Below are 18,281 nucleotides of genomic sequence, written 5' to 3' on the forward strand. Positions count from 1 at the left end.
GGCGCGGGGCCGGGGCCGCGGTGCAGCGCGACCGCCGGGAGGCCGGCGGGCTCAGCCGGCCCGGTTGGCCGGCCCGAGGGCGGTGCTGTGCATGATGCGCTGGCGGTCCGGACCGTCGGCGACGCTGACCAGGAAGCAACCGGTGCCCGGGCGGAGCAGCGCCGGCACGTCCAGCAGAGCGGCGCCGCGGATCAGGACGGCGGCGAGTTCCCGGTCGGTCAGCCGTACGCCGAGGATGTGCCGGCGCACGTGCCGCCCCCCGGCCAGCAGGGCGGCCCGCCAGGCCGCCGCGGCCAGCCGGGGCCGCCACACCCGGCGCGGCATCGAGGCGCCGGGGAACGGGCCGCCGAGCAGCTCCCGCCGCCCCTGCCGCCAGCCGGCCTCCAGCAGCCGGGCGTACGCCGGGCGGTGCTCCCTGGGCACCGAGAGCCGGTGCAGTTCGTAGCGGCGGCGCAGCCCGCCGACGGCCAGCTCGTGCTCCACCGGGACGTCCAGCCGGGCGAGCAGCTGCCGCATCCGCTGGGCCGCCTCCTCCCGGTTGAACTCCACCGTGCCGTTGCGGTGCGGCGGGGGCGACTGCCGGTGCCCGGCCCCGGCCGGTGGGGGCATGCAGCGCAGCAGGCAGGCGGCCTCGAACGCGTCGGCCAGGGTCAGCCAGTCCAGCGGCGGCGGCGTCGCCGGCAGCCGGGGGCGGTCGAGCAGGGTCGGTTCCAACAGGGGCGCTCCTCGGGGGCGTCGGGTTCTCCTACCGTGACCCGTGGGCCGCCCCCGCGGTACCGATCCGCTCCAGCCTTGAGGAAATCTTGCGGCTGCACTACAGCTCGGTGACCACCACGTCGACCACCCGTGGCCGTCCGGTGGCGGTGGGCTGCTCCAGCACCGGGTACTTCAGGTCGCGCAGCGCCGTCACCAGCCCGTCGGCGGTCCGCGGCCGGGCGCCGGCGAGCAGCAGGTCACGGACCAGCCGGCCCTTGGTCGCCTTGTTGAAGTGGCTGACCACGGAGCGGACGGGCACCCCGTCGACGTCGCGTTCGTGCAGCACCCGGACGGTCACCGTGCGCTCGGCCAGCTTGCCCCGTGGCGTCCAGGTCGCCGCGTACGCGCCGGAGCGCAGGTCGAGTACCGGCCCGTCGCCGGCCGCCTCGGTCATGACCGGCGACAGCGCCCGCCGCCACCACGCGGCCAGCGCGCCGACGCCCGGCAGCTTCACCCCGATCGGGCAGCGGTAGGGCGGGATCCGGTCGGTGAGCCGGACCGCGCCCCACAGGCCCGAGCTGACCAGCACCGAGCGGCGGGCCGCGCGCAGCGCCGCCGGGGGCAGCGAGGCCAGGTCGAGCGCCTCGTAGAGCACCCCGGTGTAGATCCGGCCGGCGGGCGCCGTGGCGGCCTCCCGCAGCCGGGCGTTGCGCCGCAGCTCACCGGCCTGCCCGGGGCTGAGCCCGAGCGCGGCGCGGGCCGCCTCCGGGTCGCCGGTGGCGAGGGTGACCAGGGCCGCCAGCACCTCCTCCCGGGCCGGGGTCAGCTCCGGCAGCGAGAGCCGGGTCAGGTCCAGCCGGCGGCCGGTGCCGGCGTCGGCCTTCCCCTCCGAGGGCGGCAGCAGGACGAGCATCGGTGACTCCTCGATCTGTCCGGCGGTCGGGCCGGCCCGGTCAGCGTACGGGGCGGGCCTACCGCCACGGCCGCACCGGCTCCGCCGGGTGGTACACGCGATACCCGCCCACGTCGGCGACCGGCGCGGCGTCGGCCCCGTCGCCGAGCAGCCGGCGCAGCCGCCGCTCCAGGGTCGAGCCGGCTTCGACCACGTAACCGGGCCGGTCGGCCCGCTCCACCCGGTCCCAGTACGCCGGCACCCGGTTCTGCCCCGGGGTGAGGTAGTCGTCGAGCACCCCGCAGACCACCTCCTCGGCGGTGTTGAAGACCAGCCGGTTGCAGGTCCAGTAGTCCCCGTACACCTCGCGCAGGCCGCTGTCGCGCACCGCGGCGGCCAGCTCGCGGGCCTGCCGCTCCTCGGTCCGCGACGCCGCCGTGCCGGTGGCGGCGAAGAGCACGGTGACCACCAGCGTGGTGGCGGCGAGCGCGGCCAGCACGGCGGTGGCGAGCGCGCCGGTCAGCCGGCCGGCCACCCCGACCGTGCCCCGCCAGCAGGCGACCGCCGCCAGCCAGAGCGGCCAGAGCACCGCCGGCAGCGACAGCTGGAGCACCGACAGGTAACGCGCGTTGCCCAGCGGGTCGGTGGCGGCCTGCGGGCTGCGCAGGTACGACACCAGGGTGGCGGCGGTGCCGACGACCAGCGCGAGCTGCACCACCGGGCCGACCCGCCGGCCGCGTGAGGCGTCGCCACCGCGGCGGTACGCGACCACCGCCACCGCCGCCGCGACCACCAGCAGCACCGGGTAGAGCAGGCCGAACCACTCCTGCCAGCGGGCGCAGCCGTCGACCGGGCAGAGCCCGCCGGCCAGCGGCACCCCCTCCAGCAGCCCGCCGCGCAGCCGCTCGGACCACGGCGGCACGGCCCCGGTTCCGGCGCTGATCTCGCGGAACACCGACACCGAGTCCTCCCCGGGCGGGGCGACCAGGTTGTCCCGGATCATCGGCGCCACGCCGAGCCCGAAACCGACCAGCAGCAGCCCACCGGCCCAGCCGAGCAGCTCCCGCCGGAGCACCCAGAGCAGCGCCAGGCCGGTGACCGCCAGGTACGGCACGATCAGCCAGTCCGACCAGACGGCCACCCCGGCGAGCAGGCCGAACCACCCGACGGCCAGCCGCCGGTGCCGGAGGGTGCGCCGCGCCAGCCCCACCACGATCAGCAGCATCAGCAGCACCGCCACCTTCACCTCGGGCCGGCCGCCGACCACGGTGATCTGGTCGCGGATCACCCGTTCCGAGCCGAGCGCCAGCAGCCCGACGACGAACGTGGCGAACCACGGCGAGCAGATCCGCCGGGTCAGCCGGTGGATCAGCCAGAGGAAGAGCGCGTAGAGCACCAGCAGCGGCAGCCGCAGCACCGGCCAGCTCGGGCCGGCCAGCGCCACCAGCGGCGCGGCCAGGTAGGACTCCAGCATCCCCATGTAGCGCTGCCCGTACAGGAAGACCGGAAGGTCCCGCCCCTCGGCGATGTGCAGCGCGGCCAGCCCGAAGGTCGCCTCGTCGCTGTTGGAGACGGGCACGGTCTGCAGCGTCAGGACCAGCCGGTAGCCCACCCCGACCAGGCCGAGCAGCAGCGCGACGAGCGCCGGCCGGTCGAGCTGCGGGCGCCGGAGCCCACGGTTGCGTACTGGTTGCGACACGACCAACGCCCCCGTCGTCGTCCCGACCGGAGTGTTTCACGTACGCCCGGACGGGCGCGGCGGATCGGCGGAGTCGGCTCCCCCGGCGCGGTCGTCTCGCGTGGCCGGCATGGCCGGTGTGTGGCAGGGTGGCAAGGTGCCACCCACTCCCGCCGGCCAGCTGGCCGTACCGCAACTGCACCGGGCCGCGCGGATCGAGGACGCCATCCACCAGATGGTCGAGCGCCGGCTGCGGCGCACCGGCTGGCGGATCAACATCATCGCGTACACCGGCTACGGCGCGCCGGGCTGGGTGCGGGTGATGTGCCGGGTGCTGCTGGGCCGGCCGGACACCCGCCAGCGGGCCCGGCTGGAGAAGGTGCGCGGCTGGCGCAGCTTCACCACCCTGCCGGCCAAGCACGTGACGGTGACCATCGAGGCGGGTGGGGTGCGGCACGAGGCGCAGGCCGACCGCAGCGGCTTCATCGACACAGTGGTGGCGGCCGACCTGCCGCCCGGCTGGGGGTCGGTGCGGCTGAGCATGCCGGACGCCGAGCCGGTGGAGGCGCCGGTACGCATCCTCGACCCGGACGTGCGGTTCGGTGTCATCTCCGACATCGACGACACGGTGATGGTGACCGCGCTGCCCCGCCCGCTGCTCGCCGCGTGGAACACGTTCGTCCTGGACGAGCACGCCCGCACCGCGGTGCCCGGCATGGCGGTGCTCTACGAGCGGCTGGTCACCGCGCATCCCGGAGCGCCGGTCTTCTACCTCTCCACCGGCGCGTGGAACGTCGCGCCGACGCTGACCCGGTTCCTGTCCCGGCACCTCTACCCGGCCGGGCCGCTGCTGCTCACCGACTGGGGTCCGACCGCCGACCGGTGGTTCCGCAGCGGCCGCGAGCACAAGCGGGTCACCCTGGCCCGGCTGGCCAAGGAGTTTCCCGACGTGCGGTGGCTGCTGGTCGGCGACGACGGCCAGCACGACCAGGAGATCTACCGCGAGTTCGTGGTCGCCCACCCGGAGAACGTGGCCGGGGTGGCGATCCGCCGGCTGTCGCCCACCCAGGCGGTGCTGGCCGGCACCCTGCCCGCTCCGGCCGGGCCCTCGTCACGGGGACCGGTGGGGCAGAAGTGGCTTTCCGCGCCCGACGGCGCCGGGCTGTGGAAGCTGCTGCGCGAGGCGGGCCTGGTCTGACTGTCGTACGTCCGAGCCGGTGGTCGGCGCCCGGCGGTCACCTGCCGGGCCGGCGGTCGCGCTGCGGCGGGACGGCGGCGTCGTGACGCAGGGCGACCGACGTGGATCGCTCCTTCCTTTCAAGGCCGATACCTCAGAGTCATGGATATGCCTCTGAGGTATCGGGCGAGTGGGCATCGTCGGCAGGCGCGGCGCGAGCCGGGAGGCCCGCCCCGGTCAACCCTGTCGCAGCCAGAGCACCCCGAGCGGGGGCACCTGGAGCGCGGCGGAGGCCGGCATCCCGTGCCACGGCACGTCCTCGGCGGGCACCTCACCCAGGTTGCCCACCCCCGAGCCGCCGTAGTGGTCCGCGTCGGTGTTGAGCACCTCGGCCCAGGTGCCGCCGGACGGCAGCCCGACCCGGTAGTCCCGCAGCGGCAGGGCGGAAAAGTTCGCCACGCAGACCAGCGTGGAGCCGTCCGGTGCGATCCGGACGAACGACACGGTGTTGTTGGCGACGTCGTCGCCGGCGATCCAGCGGAAGCCGGCCGGCTCGGTGTCCTGCGCCCAGAGCGCCGGGGTGTCCCGGTAGACGGTGTTCAGGTCGCCGACCAGCCGCTGCACCCCGGCCCGGGCCGGGTCGTGCAGCAGGTACCAGTCCAGCCCGCGCTCCTCGCTCCACTCCCGGTCGTCGGCCAGCTCGCAGCCCATGAAGAGCAGTTGCTTGCCCGGGTGCGCCCACATGTAGGCCAGCAGCGCCCGTACGTTCGCCAGCCGCTGCCAGGTGTCGCCGGGCATCTTGCCGGCCAGCGAGCCCTTGCCGTGCACCACCTCGTCGTGGCTGATCGGCAGCACGTAGTTCTCGCTCCACGCGTACGCCAGCGAGAAGGTGAGCTGGTGATGGTGGTGCTGGCGATAGATCGGGTCCTTCGAGGTGTAGAGCAGGGTGTCGTGCATCCAGCCCATGTTCCACTTGAACCCGAAGCCGAGCCCGCCGTCGGCGGTCGACCGGGTCACCCCCGGCCAGGCCGTCGACTCCTCGGCGATCAGCACCACCCCGGCGTGGTGCTTGTAGACGGTGGCGTTGACCTCCTGGAGGAACGCGATCGCCTCCAGGTTCTCCCGGCCGCCGTGCACGTTCGGCGTCCACTGCCCCTCCTGCCGGGAGTAGTCCAGGTAGAGCATCGAGGCGACCGCGTCCACCCGCAGCCCGTCGACGTGGAACTGCTCGCACCAGTAGAGCGCGTTGGCGACCAGGAAGTTGCGCACCTCCCGGCGGCCGAAGTCGAAGACGTACGTGCCCCAGTCGGGGTGCTCGCCCCGCCGCGGGTCGGGGTGCTCGTAGAGCGGGGTGCCGTCGAAGCGGGCCAGCGCCCACTCGTCCTTGGGGAAGTGCGCCGGCACCCAGTCCAGGATCACCCCGATCCCGGCGCCGTGCAGCCGGTCCACCAGGTACCGGAAGTCGTCCGGGTCGCCGAACCGGGAGGTGGGGGCGTAGTAGCCGGTGACCTGGTAGCCCCACGAACCGCCGAACGGGTGCTCCATCACCGGCAGGAACTCCACGTGGGTGAAGCCCAGCTCGGTGACGTACGCGGTGAGCTCGTCGGCGAGTTCCCGGTAACCCAGGCCGGGCCGCCAGGAGCCCAGGTGCACCTCGTAGACGCTCATCGGCTCCTGGTGCGGCCGGCGGGCGGCCCGCCGCTCCAGCCAGGCGGCGTCGGACCACTCGTAGCGGGAGTGGTGCACCACCGAGGCGGTGGCCGGCGGCACCTCGGCGTACGCGGCGGACGGGTCGGCCTTGTCCCGCCACTGCCCGTCGGCGCCGTGGACCCGGTACTTGTACCGGGCGCCGACCCGGACGCCGGGCACGAACACCTCCCACACCCCACTGGCGCCGAGCGAGCGCATCGGCCAGCCGTCGTCCGGGGCCCAGCCGGTGAAGTCGCCGACCACCCGCACCCCGCGGGCGTTCGGCGCCCAGACCGTGAAGGCGACGCCCTCGTCGAAGACCCGGGCGCCGAGCGCCTCCCAGAGCCGTTCGTGCCGGCCCTCCCCGATCAGGTGCAGGTCCAGCTCGCCGAGGGTGGGCGGGTAGCGGTAGGGGTCGTCGTGGACGGTGCCGTCGACCTCCAGCCGGTAGTCGAGCACGGTGCCCGGCACGGCCGCCTCGAAGACGCCCGCGTCGTGCACCCGCTTCATCGGGTGCCGCTCCTCGCCGACCAGGACGGCCACGTCGCCGGCACCCCGGCGCAGGGTGCGGATGGTGGTGCGGCCGTCGGTGGGGTGCGCGCCGAGCACGGCGTGCGGGTCGTACGTCGCGCCGGTGATCAGCTGCTCCATCGGGCGTCGTCCTCCTGCGCGGGTGCGGTGGGGGCGGTGCCGCCCGACAGGTCGGCGGGCACGTCGGCGACGGTCAGCTCGGCCGGGGCCGGCACCGCCGGGGGCGGGGTGTCGGCAGCGGTCGGGCGGTGCACGGTGAGCACGTGCGCGGGTTGCAGGTACGGGTCGAGGCGGACCGCGTTGCGCTGCCCCCACTCGTACCGGGCGCCGGTCAGCTCGTCGTGCACGGTGAACCGCTCGTGCCACTCGAAGCCGAGCGCGGGCAGGTCCAGGGTGGTGTTGCCCCACTGCACCTCGCGCGGGTCGAACGAGCAGACCACGATGACCGCGTTGCCGGTGTCCGGGTCGTGCTTGGACCAGCAGAGCAGCGCCGGGTTGTCGATGTCGTGGAAGACCAGGTTGCGCAGCCGGTGCAGGGCCGGGTTGTCCCGGCGGACCCGGTTCAGGGTGGCGATGAACGGAGCCAGCGAGCGACCCTGCGCCTGTGCGCCGGCCCAGTCCCGGGGGCGCAGCTCGTACTTCTCGTTGTCCAGGTACTCCTCGGCGCCGGGCCGGGCCTCGTGTTCGAAGAGTTCGTAGCCGGCGTACACGCCCCAGGAGGGGGAGAGCAGGGCGGCCAGCACTGCCCGGATCTTGAACATCGGCGGGCCGCCGTGCTGCAACGACTCGTGCAGGATGTCCGGCGTGTTCGGCCAGAAGTTCGGTCGCATGTAGTCGGCCGCCGCGACCAGTTCCGCGCAGTACGCCCGCATCTCGGTCGCCGAGGTGCGCCAGGTGAAGTAGGTGTACGACTGGGTGAAGCCGATCTTGCCGAGCCCGTGCATGATGGCCGGGCGGGTGAACGCCTCGGCGAGGAAGAGCACGTCCGGGTGAACCTGCTTGACCTGCCAGATCAGCCAGTGCCAGAAGTCGAACGGCTTGGTGTGCGGGTTGTCCACCCGGAAGATCCGGATCCCCTCGCCGACCCAGTGCAGCACCACCCGGAGGATCTCCGTGCGGATCCCCTCCGGGTCGTTGTCGAAATTCAGCGGGTAGATGTCCTGGTACTTCTTGGGCGGGTTCTCCGCGTACGCGATGGTGCCGTCGGCCCGCGTGGTGAACCACTCCGGGTGCTCGGCTACCCAGGGGTGGTCCGGCGCGCACTGCAACGCCAGGTCCATCGCCACCTCCAGGCCCTGCTCGGCGGCGGCGGCGATGAAGTTCCGGAAGTCCTCCGCCGTACCCAGATCGGGGTGGATGGCGTCGTGCCCGCCCTCCTCGGCGCCGATGGCCCAGGGCGAGCCGACGTCGTCGGGCCCGGCGGTGAGCGAGTTGTTGCGGCCCTTGCGGTTGATTCGGCCGATCGGATGGATCGGCGGCAGGTAGAGCACGTCGAAGCCCATGGCGGCGACGCCGGGCAGGCGTTCGGTGGCGGTGGCGAAGGTGCCCGAGCGGGCCGGCGCGTCGACGGTCGCCGGGATCGCGCCCTCCGAGCGGGGGAAGAACTCGTACCAGGCGGAGAAGAGCGCCCGCTCCCGGTCCACCCAGAGCTGGTGCTCCGCGCCGGTGGTGACCAGTTCCCGCACCGGGTGCTCCCAGAGCAGCCCGGCCAGGTCGAGAGCCGCCGCGACCTGCCGGGGCAGGTCGAGGTCGTCGTCGCGCAGCGCCTGCGCCGCCGCCCGCACCCGGTCCCGGTCGGCGGCCGGCACCAGCTCCAGCGCTGCCGCCAGCACCCGGGCGCCCTCGGCCAGGTCGTTGGCCAGCTCGGCCGTGCCCTGACCGGCGGCGATCTTCTTGCTGACCGCGTGCTGCCAGGTGAGGTACGGATCCTGGAACGCCTCCACGGCGAAGGTCCAGGTGCCGACCGCGTCCGGGCGGACGGTGGCGTGCCAGCGGTCCTGGCCGGGCTCGCCCGGACGCATCCGGGTGAACGGGCGCGGCTGCCCGTCGGGTCCACGCCAGACCACGTTGCAGCCGAGCGCGTCGTGGCCCTCGCGGTAGGCCCGCGCCGAGACCGGCACCGCCTCGCCGACCACGGCCTTGGCCGGGTAGCGACCGCACGAGACGACGGGGGAGACGTCTTCGATCGGGAACCGTCCAGTCACCCCGCCAACCTACTGCGCGTGATCCGTTCCCGCGCGGCTCAGCCGGCGGCGCCCACCGACCGGTACACCTCCAGCGTCCGCCGGGCCACGGTGTCCCAGGAGAAGTGCTCCACCGCCCGGCGGCGGCCGGCCCGGCCGAACTCGGCGGCCCGCTCCGGGTCGGCCAGCACCTCGTTGATCCGGGTCGCCAGGTCGGCGACGAAGGCCGCCGGGTTCAGCGGGCGGCCGGAGCCGTCGGTGGCCTGCTCGATCGGCACCAGCAGCCCGGTCTCGCCGTCGGCGACCACCTCCGGGATGCCGCCGGTGGCGGTGGCCACCACGGCGGTCTCGCAGGCCATCGCCTCCAGGTTGACGATGCCCATCGGCTCGTAGACCGACGGGCAGACGAAGACGGTGGCGTGCGTGAGCACCTGGATCACCTCGTGCTTGGGCAGCATCTCGGCCACCCAGACCACCCCCGACCGGGTGGCCCGCAGCTCGTGCACCAGGTTCTCCACCTCGACCGCTATCTCCGGAGTGTCCGGCGCGCCGGCGAGCAGCACCAGCTGGGTGTCCGCCGGCAGGTCCCGGGCCGCCCGCAGCAGGTACGGCAGCCCCTTCTGCCGGGTGACCCGGCCGACGTACACCACGCTGGGCCGGGCCGGGTCGATGCCGAGCCGGTCCACCACGTCGGTGCCCCGGTCCGGCGCGTACTGCCCGGTGTCGATGCCGTTGTGCACCACCCGGACCCGCTCCGGGTCCACCTCCGGGTACGCGGCCAGCACGTCGCGGCGCATCCCGGCGCTGACCGCGATCACCGCGTCGGCGGCCTCCACCGCGGTCCGCTCGCACCAGGAGGAGAGCGCGTAGCCGCCGCCGAGCTGCTCGGCCTTCCACGGCCGCAGCGGCTCCAGGCTGTGCGCGGTGACCACGTGCGGCACCCCGTACAGCAGCTTCGCGGTGTGCCCGGCCAGGTTGGCGTACCAGGTGTGGCTGTGCACCACGTCGGTGCCGGCGCAGCCGGCCGCCATCTCCAGGTCCACCCCCATCGTGCGCAACGCGGCGTTCGCGCCGGTCAGGGCGAACGGCTCGGCGTACGCGGTGACGCCCGGCTCGGTGCGTGGCGCGCCGAAGCAGTGCACCCGCACCTCGGCCAGCCGGCGCAGCTCCCGGGCCAGGTACTCGACGTGCACCCCGGCCCCGCCGTACACCTCCGGCGGGTACTCCCGGGTGAGCAGGTCGACGCGCAGCTGAGGGGAGTCCGTCACCCCCCGCACCCTAGTGCAGAAGTGTGCCCGTACGAGTGGTGAAGTCCGACGCGGATGGATAGCGTCGGAGCATGGCTGACAAGGTGCTCGCGATCGTCCTGGCCGGCGGGGAGGGCAAGCGCCTGATGCCGCTCACCACGGACCGGGCCAAGCCGGCCGTCCCCTTCGGCGGGATGTACCGCATGGTCGACTTCGTCCTCTCCAACCTGGCCAACGCCGGCTACCTCAAGATCGTGGTACTGACCCAGTACAAGTCGCATTCGCTCGACCGGCACATCACCAAGACCTGGCGGATGTCCACCCTGCTGGGCAACTACGTGACCCCGGTGCCGGCGCAGCAGCGCCGCGGCCCCTGGTGGTTCGCCGGCTCGGCCGACGCGATCTACCAGAGCTTCAACCTGATCCACGACGAGCAGCCCGACTACGTGATCGTCTTCGGCGCCGACCACATCTACCGGATGGACCCGCGGCAGATGGTGGAGGACCACATCGCCTCCGGCGCCGCGGTCACCGTGGCCGGCATCCGGCAGCCGCTGTCGATGGCCGACCAGTTCGGCGTCATCGAGGTCGGCGAGGACGGCCGGCGGATCCGGGCGTTCCGCGAGAAGCCCACCGACGCGGTCGGCCTGCCCGACGCCCCCGACGAGATCTACGCCTCGATGGGCAACTACGTCTTCACCACCAAGGCGCTCTGCGACGTGGTCGAGCGCGACGCGGAGGACAAGTCCAGCAAGCACGACATGGGCGGCAGCATCATCCCGATGCTGGTCGAGCGGGGCGAGGCGAACGTCTATGACTTCCGCGACAACGAGGTACCCGGCAGCACCGACCGCGACCGCGGCTACTGGCGCGACGTGGGGACGCTCGATTCGTTCTACGACGCGCACATGGATCTGATCAACGTGCACCCGGTCTTCAACCTCTACAACTTCGAGTGGCCGATCTACACCGAGCAGCCGCCGTACCCGCCAGCGAAGTTCGTGCACCAGTGGGGTGAGCGGGTCGGCCGGGCGGTCGCCTCGATGGTCTCGCCCGGCGCGGTGATCTCCGGCTCGCTGGTGGAGAACTCGGTCGTCTCGCCGAAGGTGAAGGTGCACTCCTGGGCGCACGTCGACGGCTCGGTGCTGATGGAGGGCGTCGAGATCGGCCGGCACGCCGTGGTCCGCCGGGCCATCCTCGACAAGAACGTGGTCGTCCCCGAGGGGGCCGAGATCGGCATCGACCTGGAGAAGGACCGGCAGCGCTACACCGTGTCGGACAACGGCGTCGTGGTGATCGGCAAGGGTCAGCGGGTGGAGCCGTGAGCCGACGCCACGTGTGACCCCACCCGCCCGAGGGAAAGAGTCGACGTCCGTCCCGCCTGAGGAGGTAGCCGCAGTGGCCCATCCCCGTGCCGGCCAGCCCGCCGAGCCCGCCGACCTGGTCGACGTGCCGAGGCTGGTGACCGCCTACTACGCCGAGCACCCGGATCCGCACGACCCGGCGCAGCAGGTCTCCTTCGGCACCTCCGGCCACCGCGGGTCGAGCCTGCGCAACGCGTTCAACTCCGACCACATCCTCGCCGTCACCCAGGCGCTCTGCGACCACCGCCGCGAGCGCGGCCCGGACGGCCCGCTCTTCCTCGCCCGGGACACCCACGCCCTCTCCGCCCCGGCCGCGGTGACCGCGCTGGAGGTGCTCGCCGCCAACGGGGTCACCGTGCTGGTGGACAGCCGGGACGGCTACACCCCCACCCCGGCGCTGTCGCACGCCGTGCTGACCCACAACCGGGGGCGCACCGGCGGGCTCGCCGACGGCATCGTGATCACCCCGTCGCACAACCCGCCCGACGACGGCGGCTTCAAGTACAACCCCACCCACGGCGGCCCGGCGGACACCGACGTCACGAAGTGGATCCAGGACCGGGCCAACGCGATCCTGGCCGGCGGGCTGACCGAGGTCAAGCGCGTCCCGTACGCCCGGGCCCGCGTCGCCGACACCACCGGGACGTACGACTTCCTCGCCGGCTACGTGGACGACCTGCCGGCGGTGCTCGACATCGACGCGGTCCGCACCGCCGGCGTGCGCGTCGGCGCCGACCCGCTCGGCGGGGCGAGCGTGGCCTACTGGGGCGAGATCGCCGAGCGGCACCGGCTGGACCTGACAGTGGTCAACCCGACCGTCGACCCCACCTGGCGGTTCATGACCCTGGACGGCGACGGCAAGATCCGGATGGACTGCTCCTCGCCGAACGCGATGGCCTCGCTGATCGCCGCCCGCGCCGACTACCAGGTCTCCACCGGTAACGACGCCGACGCCGACCGGCACGGCATCGTCACCCCCGACGCCGGGCTGATGAACCCCAACCACTACCTGGCGGTCGCGATCGCCCACCTGTTCCGCACCCGCACCGAGTGGGGACCGGCCGCCGCGGTCGGCAAGACCCTGGTCTCCTCGTCGATGATCGACCGGGTCGCCGCCGACCTGGGCCGCCCGCTGCTGGAGGTGCCGGTCGGCTTCAAGTGGTTCGTGCCCGGGCTGCTCGACGGCGCGGTCGGCTTCGGCGGCGAGGAGAGCGCCGGCGCGTCGTTCCTGCGCCGCGACGGGAGCACCTGGACCACCGACAAGGACGGCATCCTGCTCTGCCTGCTCGCCGCCGAGATCATCGCGACCACCGGGCGCACCCCCAGCCAGCACTGGACCGAGCTGGCCGAGCGCTTCGGCGCGCCCTCGTACGCCCGGATCGACGCCCCGGCGAGCCGGGAGGAGAAGGCGGTGCTCGCCAAGCTCTCCCCGGAACAGGTGACCGCGACCGAGCTGGCCGGCGAGCCGATCACCGCGACGCTCACCACCGCGCCGGGCAACGGCGCGCCGATCGGTGGCCTCAAGGTGACCACCGAGTCGGGCTGGTTCGCCGCCCGGCCCTCCGGCACCGAGGACGTCTACAAGATCTACGCCGAGTCGTTCCAGGGCCCGGAGCACCTCACCCGGATCCAGCAGGAGGCGAAGGACCTGGTCTCAGAGGTACTCAAGCAGGCCTGAGCCGCCCTCGACCCGGTTCAGCGGGGTGGGGGCAGCTCGCGGCGGTTGAGCTGCTGGCGCAGGTTCTCGGGGAGCAGCTCGCGCAGCTGCTCGGGGAGCAGCGGGAGATCCAGCAGGCTCAGCTTGAGCTGGTTGCGCTCCTGGTAGCGGCGCGGGTCCAGGCGGACCACCAGGCCGGCGTCCCGCCGGTAGCGCACCTGCAGCGACCCCTCGGTCGCGGCGTCCCGGATGATCACACCGTCCATCTCGACGGCGACCGGCCCGGAGCCGGGGCGCAGGTCCAGCCGGATGGTCTCCTCCGGGGAGAGCACCACCGAACGGGAGATGCCGGACATCGGGGCGGAGGGCGTCACCACCACCGCGTCGGTGGCGGGGGAGATCAGCGGTCCGCCGGCGGCGTAGCTGTACGCGGTCGACCCGGTCGGGGTGCTCACCACCAGCGCGTCGCAGCGGTAGTAGCCGTACTGCTGGCCGTCGACGGAGAGGGTGGCGTTGACGAAGCCGGCACCGGGCTGGCGGACCAGCGCGACGTCGTTGAACGCGACCACGTCGTCGCCGCAGACGTCACAGGCCAGGCAGCTGTGCCGCTCGACGGTGAAGTCCTTGTTCGCCAGCCGTTCCAGCGCTCGTGGCAGATCCGGCGGCTCCACCTCCACCAGGAAGCCGAGCTTGCCGACGTGCACGCCGAGCACGGGCTTCGGGTCGTGTACCGCGGAGCGCAGCGCGCCGAGCATCGTGCCGTCCCCGCCGATGGCGACCAGGGCGTCCGACGTGGCGGCCACCTCGTCGACCGGTAGCGGCTCGACCACGGCCGGCACCCGGTGCTTGTCCTCGGCGCGTACCGCCAGGCCCATCCGGTGCCGGGCAGCCCAGTCGGCGATGGTCCCGACCACCTCGGAGACGTCCCGGGTGGGGTGCAGCACCAGCCCGAGCCGGATCCGTTTCATGGTCCCAGCTCACCATATTCCTGGCCGCCACGACGATGTTAGCGGCAGGTGCGTGGTGGTCGAGTGCCGGCGGAGGGGTGATCTCGCCGTGCTCGCGGCGAGACTGGTGAACGTGAGCTGCACATGATTTTTTCGCCCGTCAGTTGACGATTGCCGTGCGGGCAGGGGCATACGTTGCTCTACGCGCGCGTGCTCGTGACCGATCCGGCAGTGCGTCGTTTATCCGATCGTTGCCGGACGGGAAGGACCCTGTATGCATGCCTGCGCCCCCTCGCGGCCCGCAGCCGTCCGTTCGGATGACGCCGCCGCGCCCACTGCCGATTTGCGTGTGAGACCCAGCGACATCGCCCTCGTCCTGCCGTTCGTGGGATTGCCTGTGGCGATTCTCCTGGACGGTTCCGCCGTTGTGGCGGATGCGCTCGCTCCGCTGCTCGGCTCGGCTGCGGCCGGCGAGCACCTGCTCGTCTACCTGGACCTCTGTGCGGTGATCCTGGTGTCGATGGGCATTTGGGTCGCCCGGGGATTCCGCGCACCGCATGGGGTGTGGCCTTTCATCTTGCTGTTTCTGTCATTTTCGCCTGCGCTGTTGCTGACGTCGTTCGGCCCGTATTCGGCGAGCAAAGTACTGCAGATGGTAACGATGATGCCGCTCTTTGTCTTTGGATCACTTCTGGCGTTCGACCGTCCGGCGCGAAGGATGGCCGTTCTATGGGTGCTGGCATTTCTCGGTTCGCTGGTGGCAGTGTTGGCGATCGCCTTCCCTGATCCTCTGTTCGAGACGAGGGATGCGGTGGTGCTGCGGGGAGGCGCGACGATCACAACGGCGCGCGCCATCGGCTACGCGGTCGTGGCTCTGCTCTGCCTGGGTGTCCTGGTCCGTCGAATTCGGATGGCGGCGCTCGTAACCGCTGCCGTGCTCGCCGTGCCGCTGGTGTTGACCGGGTCCAGAGGACCGGTCGTTGCGCTGGTCGCGGCCGCGATCGCCTTGGCCGCGATCCGCAGCCGGGGCAGCCGACTGCGCACCGCACTCCCGGTAGCCGGGCTGGGTGCCGTACTCGCGATCGCCCTCACCTCATCCTTCCTCCCGGAGGCTGTCGCCTCCCGGTTCGAGGTGCTCTTCGGTGGCCCACTCGACCAGTCGTCCGAGGCCCGGGTGCTGTTGTCGCACCTCGCGCTGGACGCCGTCGTGGCGCATCCGCTCGGGCTGGGCTGGGGTGACTTCGCCTCGGTCGTACCGGTTGGCCTCTTGGCGGTCGTTCCGGGCCGGGAACACGTCGTGTACCCGCACAACCTTCCGCTGGAGGTAGCGGTCGAGGGCGGCTTGGCGGCGGTGGCCGGACTTCTGCTACTAGCGTTCGCCCTCATCAAGGCAGTCAGGACGAACGCCGCGGCGGATCCTTCCGTCGCGGCCGGCACCTGCCTGCTGGTGTTCGCGTTCGTGAACTCTCTGTTCAGCTCGGACATCAACGGCAACCACCTGGTGTGGGTGTTGTGCGCCGCTGTTCTCGCCGCCCGACCGAAACCGAGGACACGGCCCCGACATGTGGTATCCGCCAAGGCTCCGACCCTCGTCACAGCGCCACGATGAGACAAGCCGCACGGCGGGTGCGGAAAGTGTCCCACCGGGGACTTCACGCCTTCGCGAGCCTGGCCCTCGCCCAGATGGTGAACCTCGGCGTCCTCCTGGTGATCACGCGGATCTACGCACCCGAGGCTTTCGGGCGATACGCCGCCCTCGCGGCGGTCGCCGCAGTCCTTGGCGGAGCGAGTTCCCTCCGTCTGGATCTTGCGGCGACAACAGCTGATGCCGCCGACGCGGTTGTACTCCTGCGTACCGCGCGCCGCCTCAACCTCACCGTCGGCTCCCTGGTCATGGTGGCCGCGCTGTGCTGGCAGGGACTGACAGCCGTCGTCGGTCTCGCCGCGATGATCGAGGCGGTCGCCCTCGGTGCCGCCACCACGGCCATCGGCCTGTCGACGACCCTCGTCTACGCGCGCGTTCGTGACCGCCGATACGGCCTGGTCGCCGCCTCGAAACTACTGACCGCCGTGGTGCAGGGGGTCGGCCAGGTCGGGTTGGGGTTGTTCGGTCGGACCGCCGCCGTCTTGTTGGTCGCGACCGCACTCGGGTACGCCGCAGCCGGGTTGGTGCTGGTCCGGCCGGCTCCACAAGAGGCGGCAGCGCGGTGCGGCGTTCGCGAGGTGCTGAACCGCCACCGTGGATTCATGGTTGCCTCCGCTCCCGCCGGCCTGATCAACGGGCTCACCATGAACGTGCCGCTGTTCGTCGCCGCCGTGGCCGTGGGCAGTGCCCATGCCGCCGACCTGGCACTCGCACTCCGCGTGGGTGCACTCCCGTCCGCGCTGTTCGGGCAGGCACTGATGCCCATTCTGTACGGAGAGATCGCGCACCAGTTGCGGTCGGCGCAGGAGCGGGCTCTGGCCAGTTACGATCGGGCGCTGACGGGACTGTCGATCTGCGGTGCCGCAATGCTGACGGCCCTCTCGCTCGGCGTGTATGCCTCGGCGGCGCAGGTGTTGGGGCCGCAGTGGATTCACGTTGGCCCGATGTTGCTGCTGCTTACTCCCTTTCTGGTCGGCCAGTTCGCGGTGGCACCGCTTAGTCAGACGCTGTCCGGAGCCGGGTTCAACCGGCGCCAGTTGATCTGGGACGTCGGCCGACTCGGTGTGGCGGTGGTGGCCTTCCTGCCACTGTTGGCCGGTTGGTCGGACCTGCGGGTGGCGGTGGCGCTCTACTCGACGGCGATGGTCGGTGCCTACCTGGCCCATGTTCTGCTCTCGCGGCAGGCGCTGAAAGGCATTCGGCGAGCGGTGGTCGCCGTACGGAGCAACGACGAGAGGAAAGACCGGCTCATGCTCCGCACCAGTGATGCGTGATGTGGGTGGGAATGCCGATCCCCGACCGCGAAACCCGATCAAACGGAGAGACATGGACACCTTGAATGATGAGATCCGGACGGATCGGTGGCGTCTTCGTGTGCCCGCGGCGCCCCGGTTGGGCCGCACCGTTTGTATCCCGACGGTTCATCCGACCGGCGATCAACGTGTGCTTCGTTGCGCTCAATCCGCGCTCGACGCCGGCTACGACATCGACCTCATCTGGCTCGGTGGTGGCTCGACGCACCGCCGTCCGCATCCCAGAGTGTGGGAGACCCGGTTGCCTGAGGTGCGCTCAATCCGCCATCGTCTCGGACTCGTGCCCACGGTGGTGCGGCTAGCCGAGTCCCGAGAGGCTGACGCCTGGCACATCCACGACTTCTACCTGCTTCGGGCGGCCTGTGCCTGGTCGCGTCGCACGGGCCGGCCGGTGATCTATGACGTCCATGAGTATTATCCGGAGTACTACTCTCACCGCCTTCCCGGCCCGCCCTGGTTGCGCGGGCGGGCCCGGCGCCTGATCGCGGGGCTCGAACGGCATTACGCAGCCAGGGTGGCAGGAGTCAATGCGGTGAGCGACCGCATCGCGTCGCGCCTCGCCGCGACCGGCGTTCCCGCCGTGGCCACACCCAACTTCCCGTCCGAGGACGCGCTCGGTGACCATCACCGGCCACTGGTGGCGTCACTGTTGAATCGCGTGGTCCACACCGGGAGCCTCACCCCGGAGTTCGGCTCCGGGGTACTCCTGCCTGTGGCTTACGAACTTGCCCGAGTGGCACCCGGGGTGGAGTTCGTGGTGGTGCGGCGGTTCCCGTCCGAGTCGGCGCGAGCGGCGTTTTCCGATCTGCTGCAGCGACACGGAACGCCGGCGAACCTCACCCTGGTGGACCCCTTGCCCGCTCACGAGCTGTCCCGACTCCTCGCGAGCTGCGGGATCGGCATCTCCTTCCTGCAGGACGTGGGCCAGGCGTCGTTGTGCGTGAGCACGAAGCTCTACGAGTACGTGGCCGTCGGTCTCGCTGTCGTGGCGTCGGACCTGACCGGCGCGAGGGAGTTTGTCGAGACCTCCGCCGCAGGTGTCCTCGTTGATCCACGGCGACCCTCGGCCTACGTCGACGCGATACTCCGGCTACGCGACGACGCCGAGCGCACGTGCGTGGCGGTCAACGAGGCGGCCGCTGCGGCCCGGGAGCGGATGTCGTGGGAGAAGGCATGCGCCCCCGCTCTCCAGAGCCTGATGCGTCAGGTTGTCGCCTGATCGCCGTCGGCCGGCGTGAACTTTCGAGCCTCCTGCGTCGTTT

Annotated in this window: 13 protein-coding genes; 6 read left to right on the forward strand and 7 right to left on the reverse strand. The window is 72.1% G+C overall.

From position 1 onward, the window contains the following. Positions 1–51: 51 nt before the first annotated feature. From FHX32_RS30820 to FHX32_RS30830, 3 genes are all read right to left on the reverse strand, one after another. Positions 52–717 carry a hypothetical protein gene (locus FHX32_RS30820; RefSeq protein ID WP_208419675.1) on the reverse strand — a complete coding sequence of 222 codons (666 nt, stop codon included), beginning with the start codon at positions 715–717 and terminating at the stop codon, positions 52–54. A 97-nt stretch (positions 718–814) separates the two neighbouring features. Further along, positions 815–1,609, reverse strand: a complete 795-nt coding sequence (gene yaaA / locus FHX32_RS30825) for a peroxide stress protein YaaA (RefSeq protein WP_167191184.1) — start codon at positions 1,607–1,609, stop codon at positions 815–817. Positions 1,610–1,667: 58 nt separating this feature from the next. Next, positions 1,668–3,287: a hypothetical protein gene (locus FHX32_RS30830; protein WP_167191186.1), complete on the reverse strand. Its 1,620-nt coding sequence runs from the start codon at positions 3,285–3,287 to the stop codon at positions 1,668–1,670. Positions 3,288–3,396: 109 nt separating this feature from the next. Here FHX32_RS30830 and FHX32_RS30835 point away from each other — a divergent pair, with 109 nt between their 5' ends. Beyond that, a complete protein-coding gene (locus FHX32_RS30835; protein WP_167191188.1) occupies positions 3,397–4,464 on the forward strand; it encodes a phosphatase domain-containing protein in 1,068 nt (355 codons plus the stop codon). Between the two features lie 216 nt (positions 4,465–4,680). On the opposite strand, the gene glgB is transcribed toward FHX32_RS30835, so the two are convergent. From glgB to glgA, 3 genes are read right to left on the reverse strand one after another with little or no spacing between them, the layout of a single operon-like run. After that, positions 4,681–6,783, reverse strand: a complete 2,103-nt coding sequence (gene glgB / locus FHX32_RS30840) for a 1,4-alpha-glucan branching protein GlgB (RefSeq protein WP_167191190.1) — start codon at positions 6,781–6,783, stop codon at positions 4,681–4,683. Next, on the reverse strand, positions 6,771–8,867 hold the full coding sequence (locus FHX32_RS30845) for an alpha-1,4-glucan--maltose-1-phosphate maltosyltransferase (protein WP_167191192.1): 2,097 nt from the start codon (positions 8,865–8,867) through the stop codon (positions 6,771–6,773). Before FHX32_RS30845 ends, glgB begins: the two co-directional genes overlap by 13 nt. 38 nt (positions 8,868–8,905) lie before the next feature. Then, positions 8,906–10,114, reverse strand: a complete 1,209-nt coding sequence (gene glgA / locus FHX32_RS30850; RefSeq protein ID WP_486481428.1) for a glycogen synthase — start codon at positions 10,112–10,114, stop codon at positions 8,906–8,908. A 71-nt stretch (positions 10,115–10,185) separates the two neighbouring features. Here glgA and glgC point away from each other — a divergent pair, with 71 nt between their 5' ends. Beyond that, positions 10,186–11,418 (forward strand): glucose-1-phosphate adenylyltransferase, encoded by a 1,233-nt coding sequence (glgC, locus tag FHX32_RS30855; RefSeq protein WP_167191194.1) that lies wholly within the window; start codon positions 10,186–10,188, stop codon positions 11,416–11,418. A 73-nt stretch (positions 11,419–11,491) separates the two neighbouring features. After that, positions 11,492–13,135, forward strand: a complete 1,644-nt coding sequence (pgm, locus tag FHX32_RS30860; RefSeq protein WP_167191197.1) for a phosphoglucomutase (alpha-D-glucose-1,6-bisphosphate-dependent) — start codon at positions 11,492–11,494, stop codon at positions 13,133–13,135. Between the two features lie 17 nt (positions 13,136–13,152). Here pgm and FHX32_RS30865 read toward each other — a convergent pair whose 3' ends face one another. Beyond that, a complete protein-coding gene (locus FHX32_RS30865; RefSeq protein WP_167191199.1) occupies positions 13,153–14,082 on the reverse strand; it encodes an NAD(+)/NADH kinase in 930 nt (309 codons plus the stop codon). A 328-nt stretch (positions 14,083–14,410) separates the two neighbouring features. On the opposite strand from FHX32_RS30865, the gene FHX32_RS30870 reads away from it, so the two are divergent. From FHX32_RS30870 to FHX32_RS30880, 3 genes are read left to right on the forward strand one after another with little or no spacing between them, the layout of a single operon-like run. Continuing rightward, complete coding sequence (locus tag FHX32_RS30870; RefSeq protein ID WP_208419615.1) at positions 14,411–15,670, forward strand: O-antigen ligase family protein; 1,260 nt, start codon at positions 14,411–14,413, stop codon at positions 15,668–15,670. Between the two features lie 26 nt (positions 15,671–15,696). Beyond that, a complete protein-coding gene (locus FHX32_RS30875) occupies positions 15,697–16,980 on the forward strand; it encodes an MATE family efflux transporter (RefSeq protein ID WP_167191203.1) in 1,284 nt (427 codons plus the stop codon). Positions 16,981–17,032: 52 nt separating this feature from the next. Then, entirely contained in the window at positions 17,033–18,238 is a 1,206-nt protein-coding gene (locus FHX32_RS30880; RefSeq protein ID WP_167191205.1) for a glycosyltransferase, read from the forward strand. The last annotated feature ends 43 nt before the right edge of the window (positions 18,239–18,281 follow it).

It is taken from the genome of Micromonospora sp. CNZ280, from assembly GCF_011759515.1.

Coding starts and splice junctions, on each gene's coding strand:
- glgC (WP_167191194.1), top strand. CDS start 10,186: ATGGCTGACAAGGTGCTCGCGATCGTCCTGGCCGGCGGGGAGGGCAAG.
- FHX32_RS30865 (WP_167191199.1), bottom strand. CDS start 14,082: ATGAAACGGATCCGGCTCGGGCTGGTGCTGCACCCCACCCGGGACGTC.
- glgB (WP_167191190.1), bottom strand. CDS start 6,783: ATGGAGCAGCTGATCACCGGCGCGACGTACGACCCGCACGCCGTGCTC.
- FHX32_RS30880 (WP_167191205.1), top strand. CDS start 17,033: ATGGACACCTTGAATGATGAGATCCGGACGGATCGGTGGCGTCTTCGT.
- FHX32_RS30835 (WP_167191188.1), top strand. CDS start 3,397: ATGGCCGGTGTGTGGCAGGGTGGCAAGGTGCCACCCACTCCCGCCGGC.
- yaaA (WP_167191184.1), bottom strand. CDS start 1,609: ATGCTCGTCCTGCTGCCGCCCTCGGAGGGGAAGGCCGACGCCGGCACC.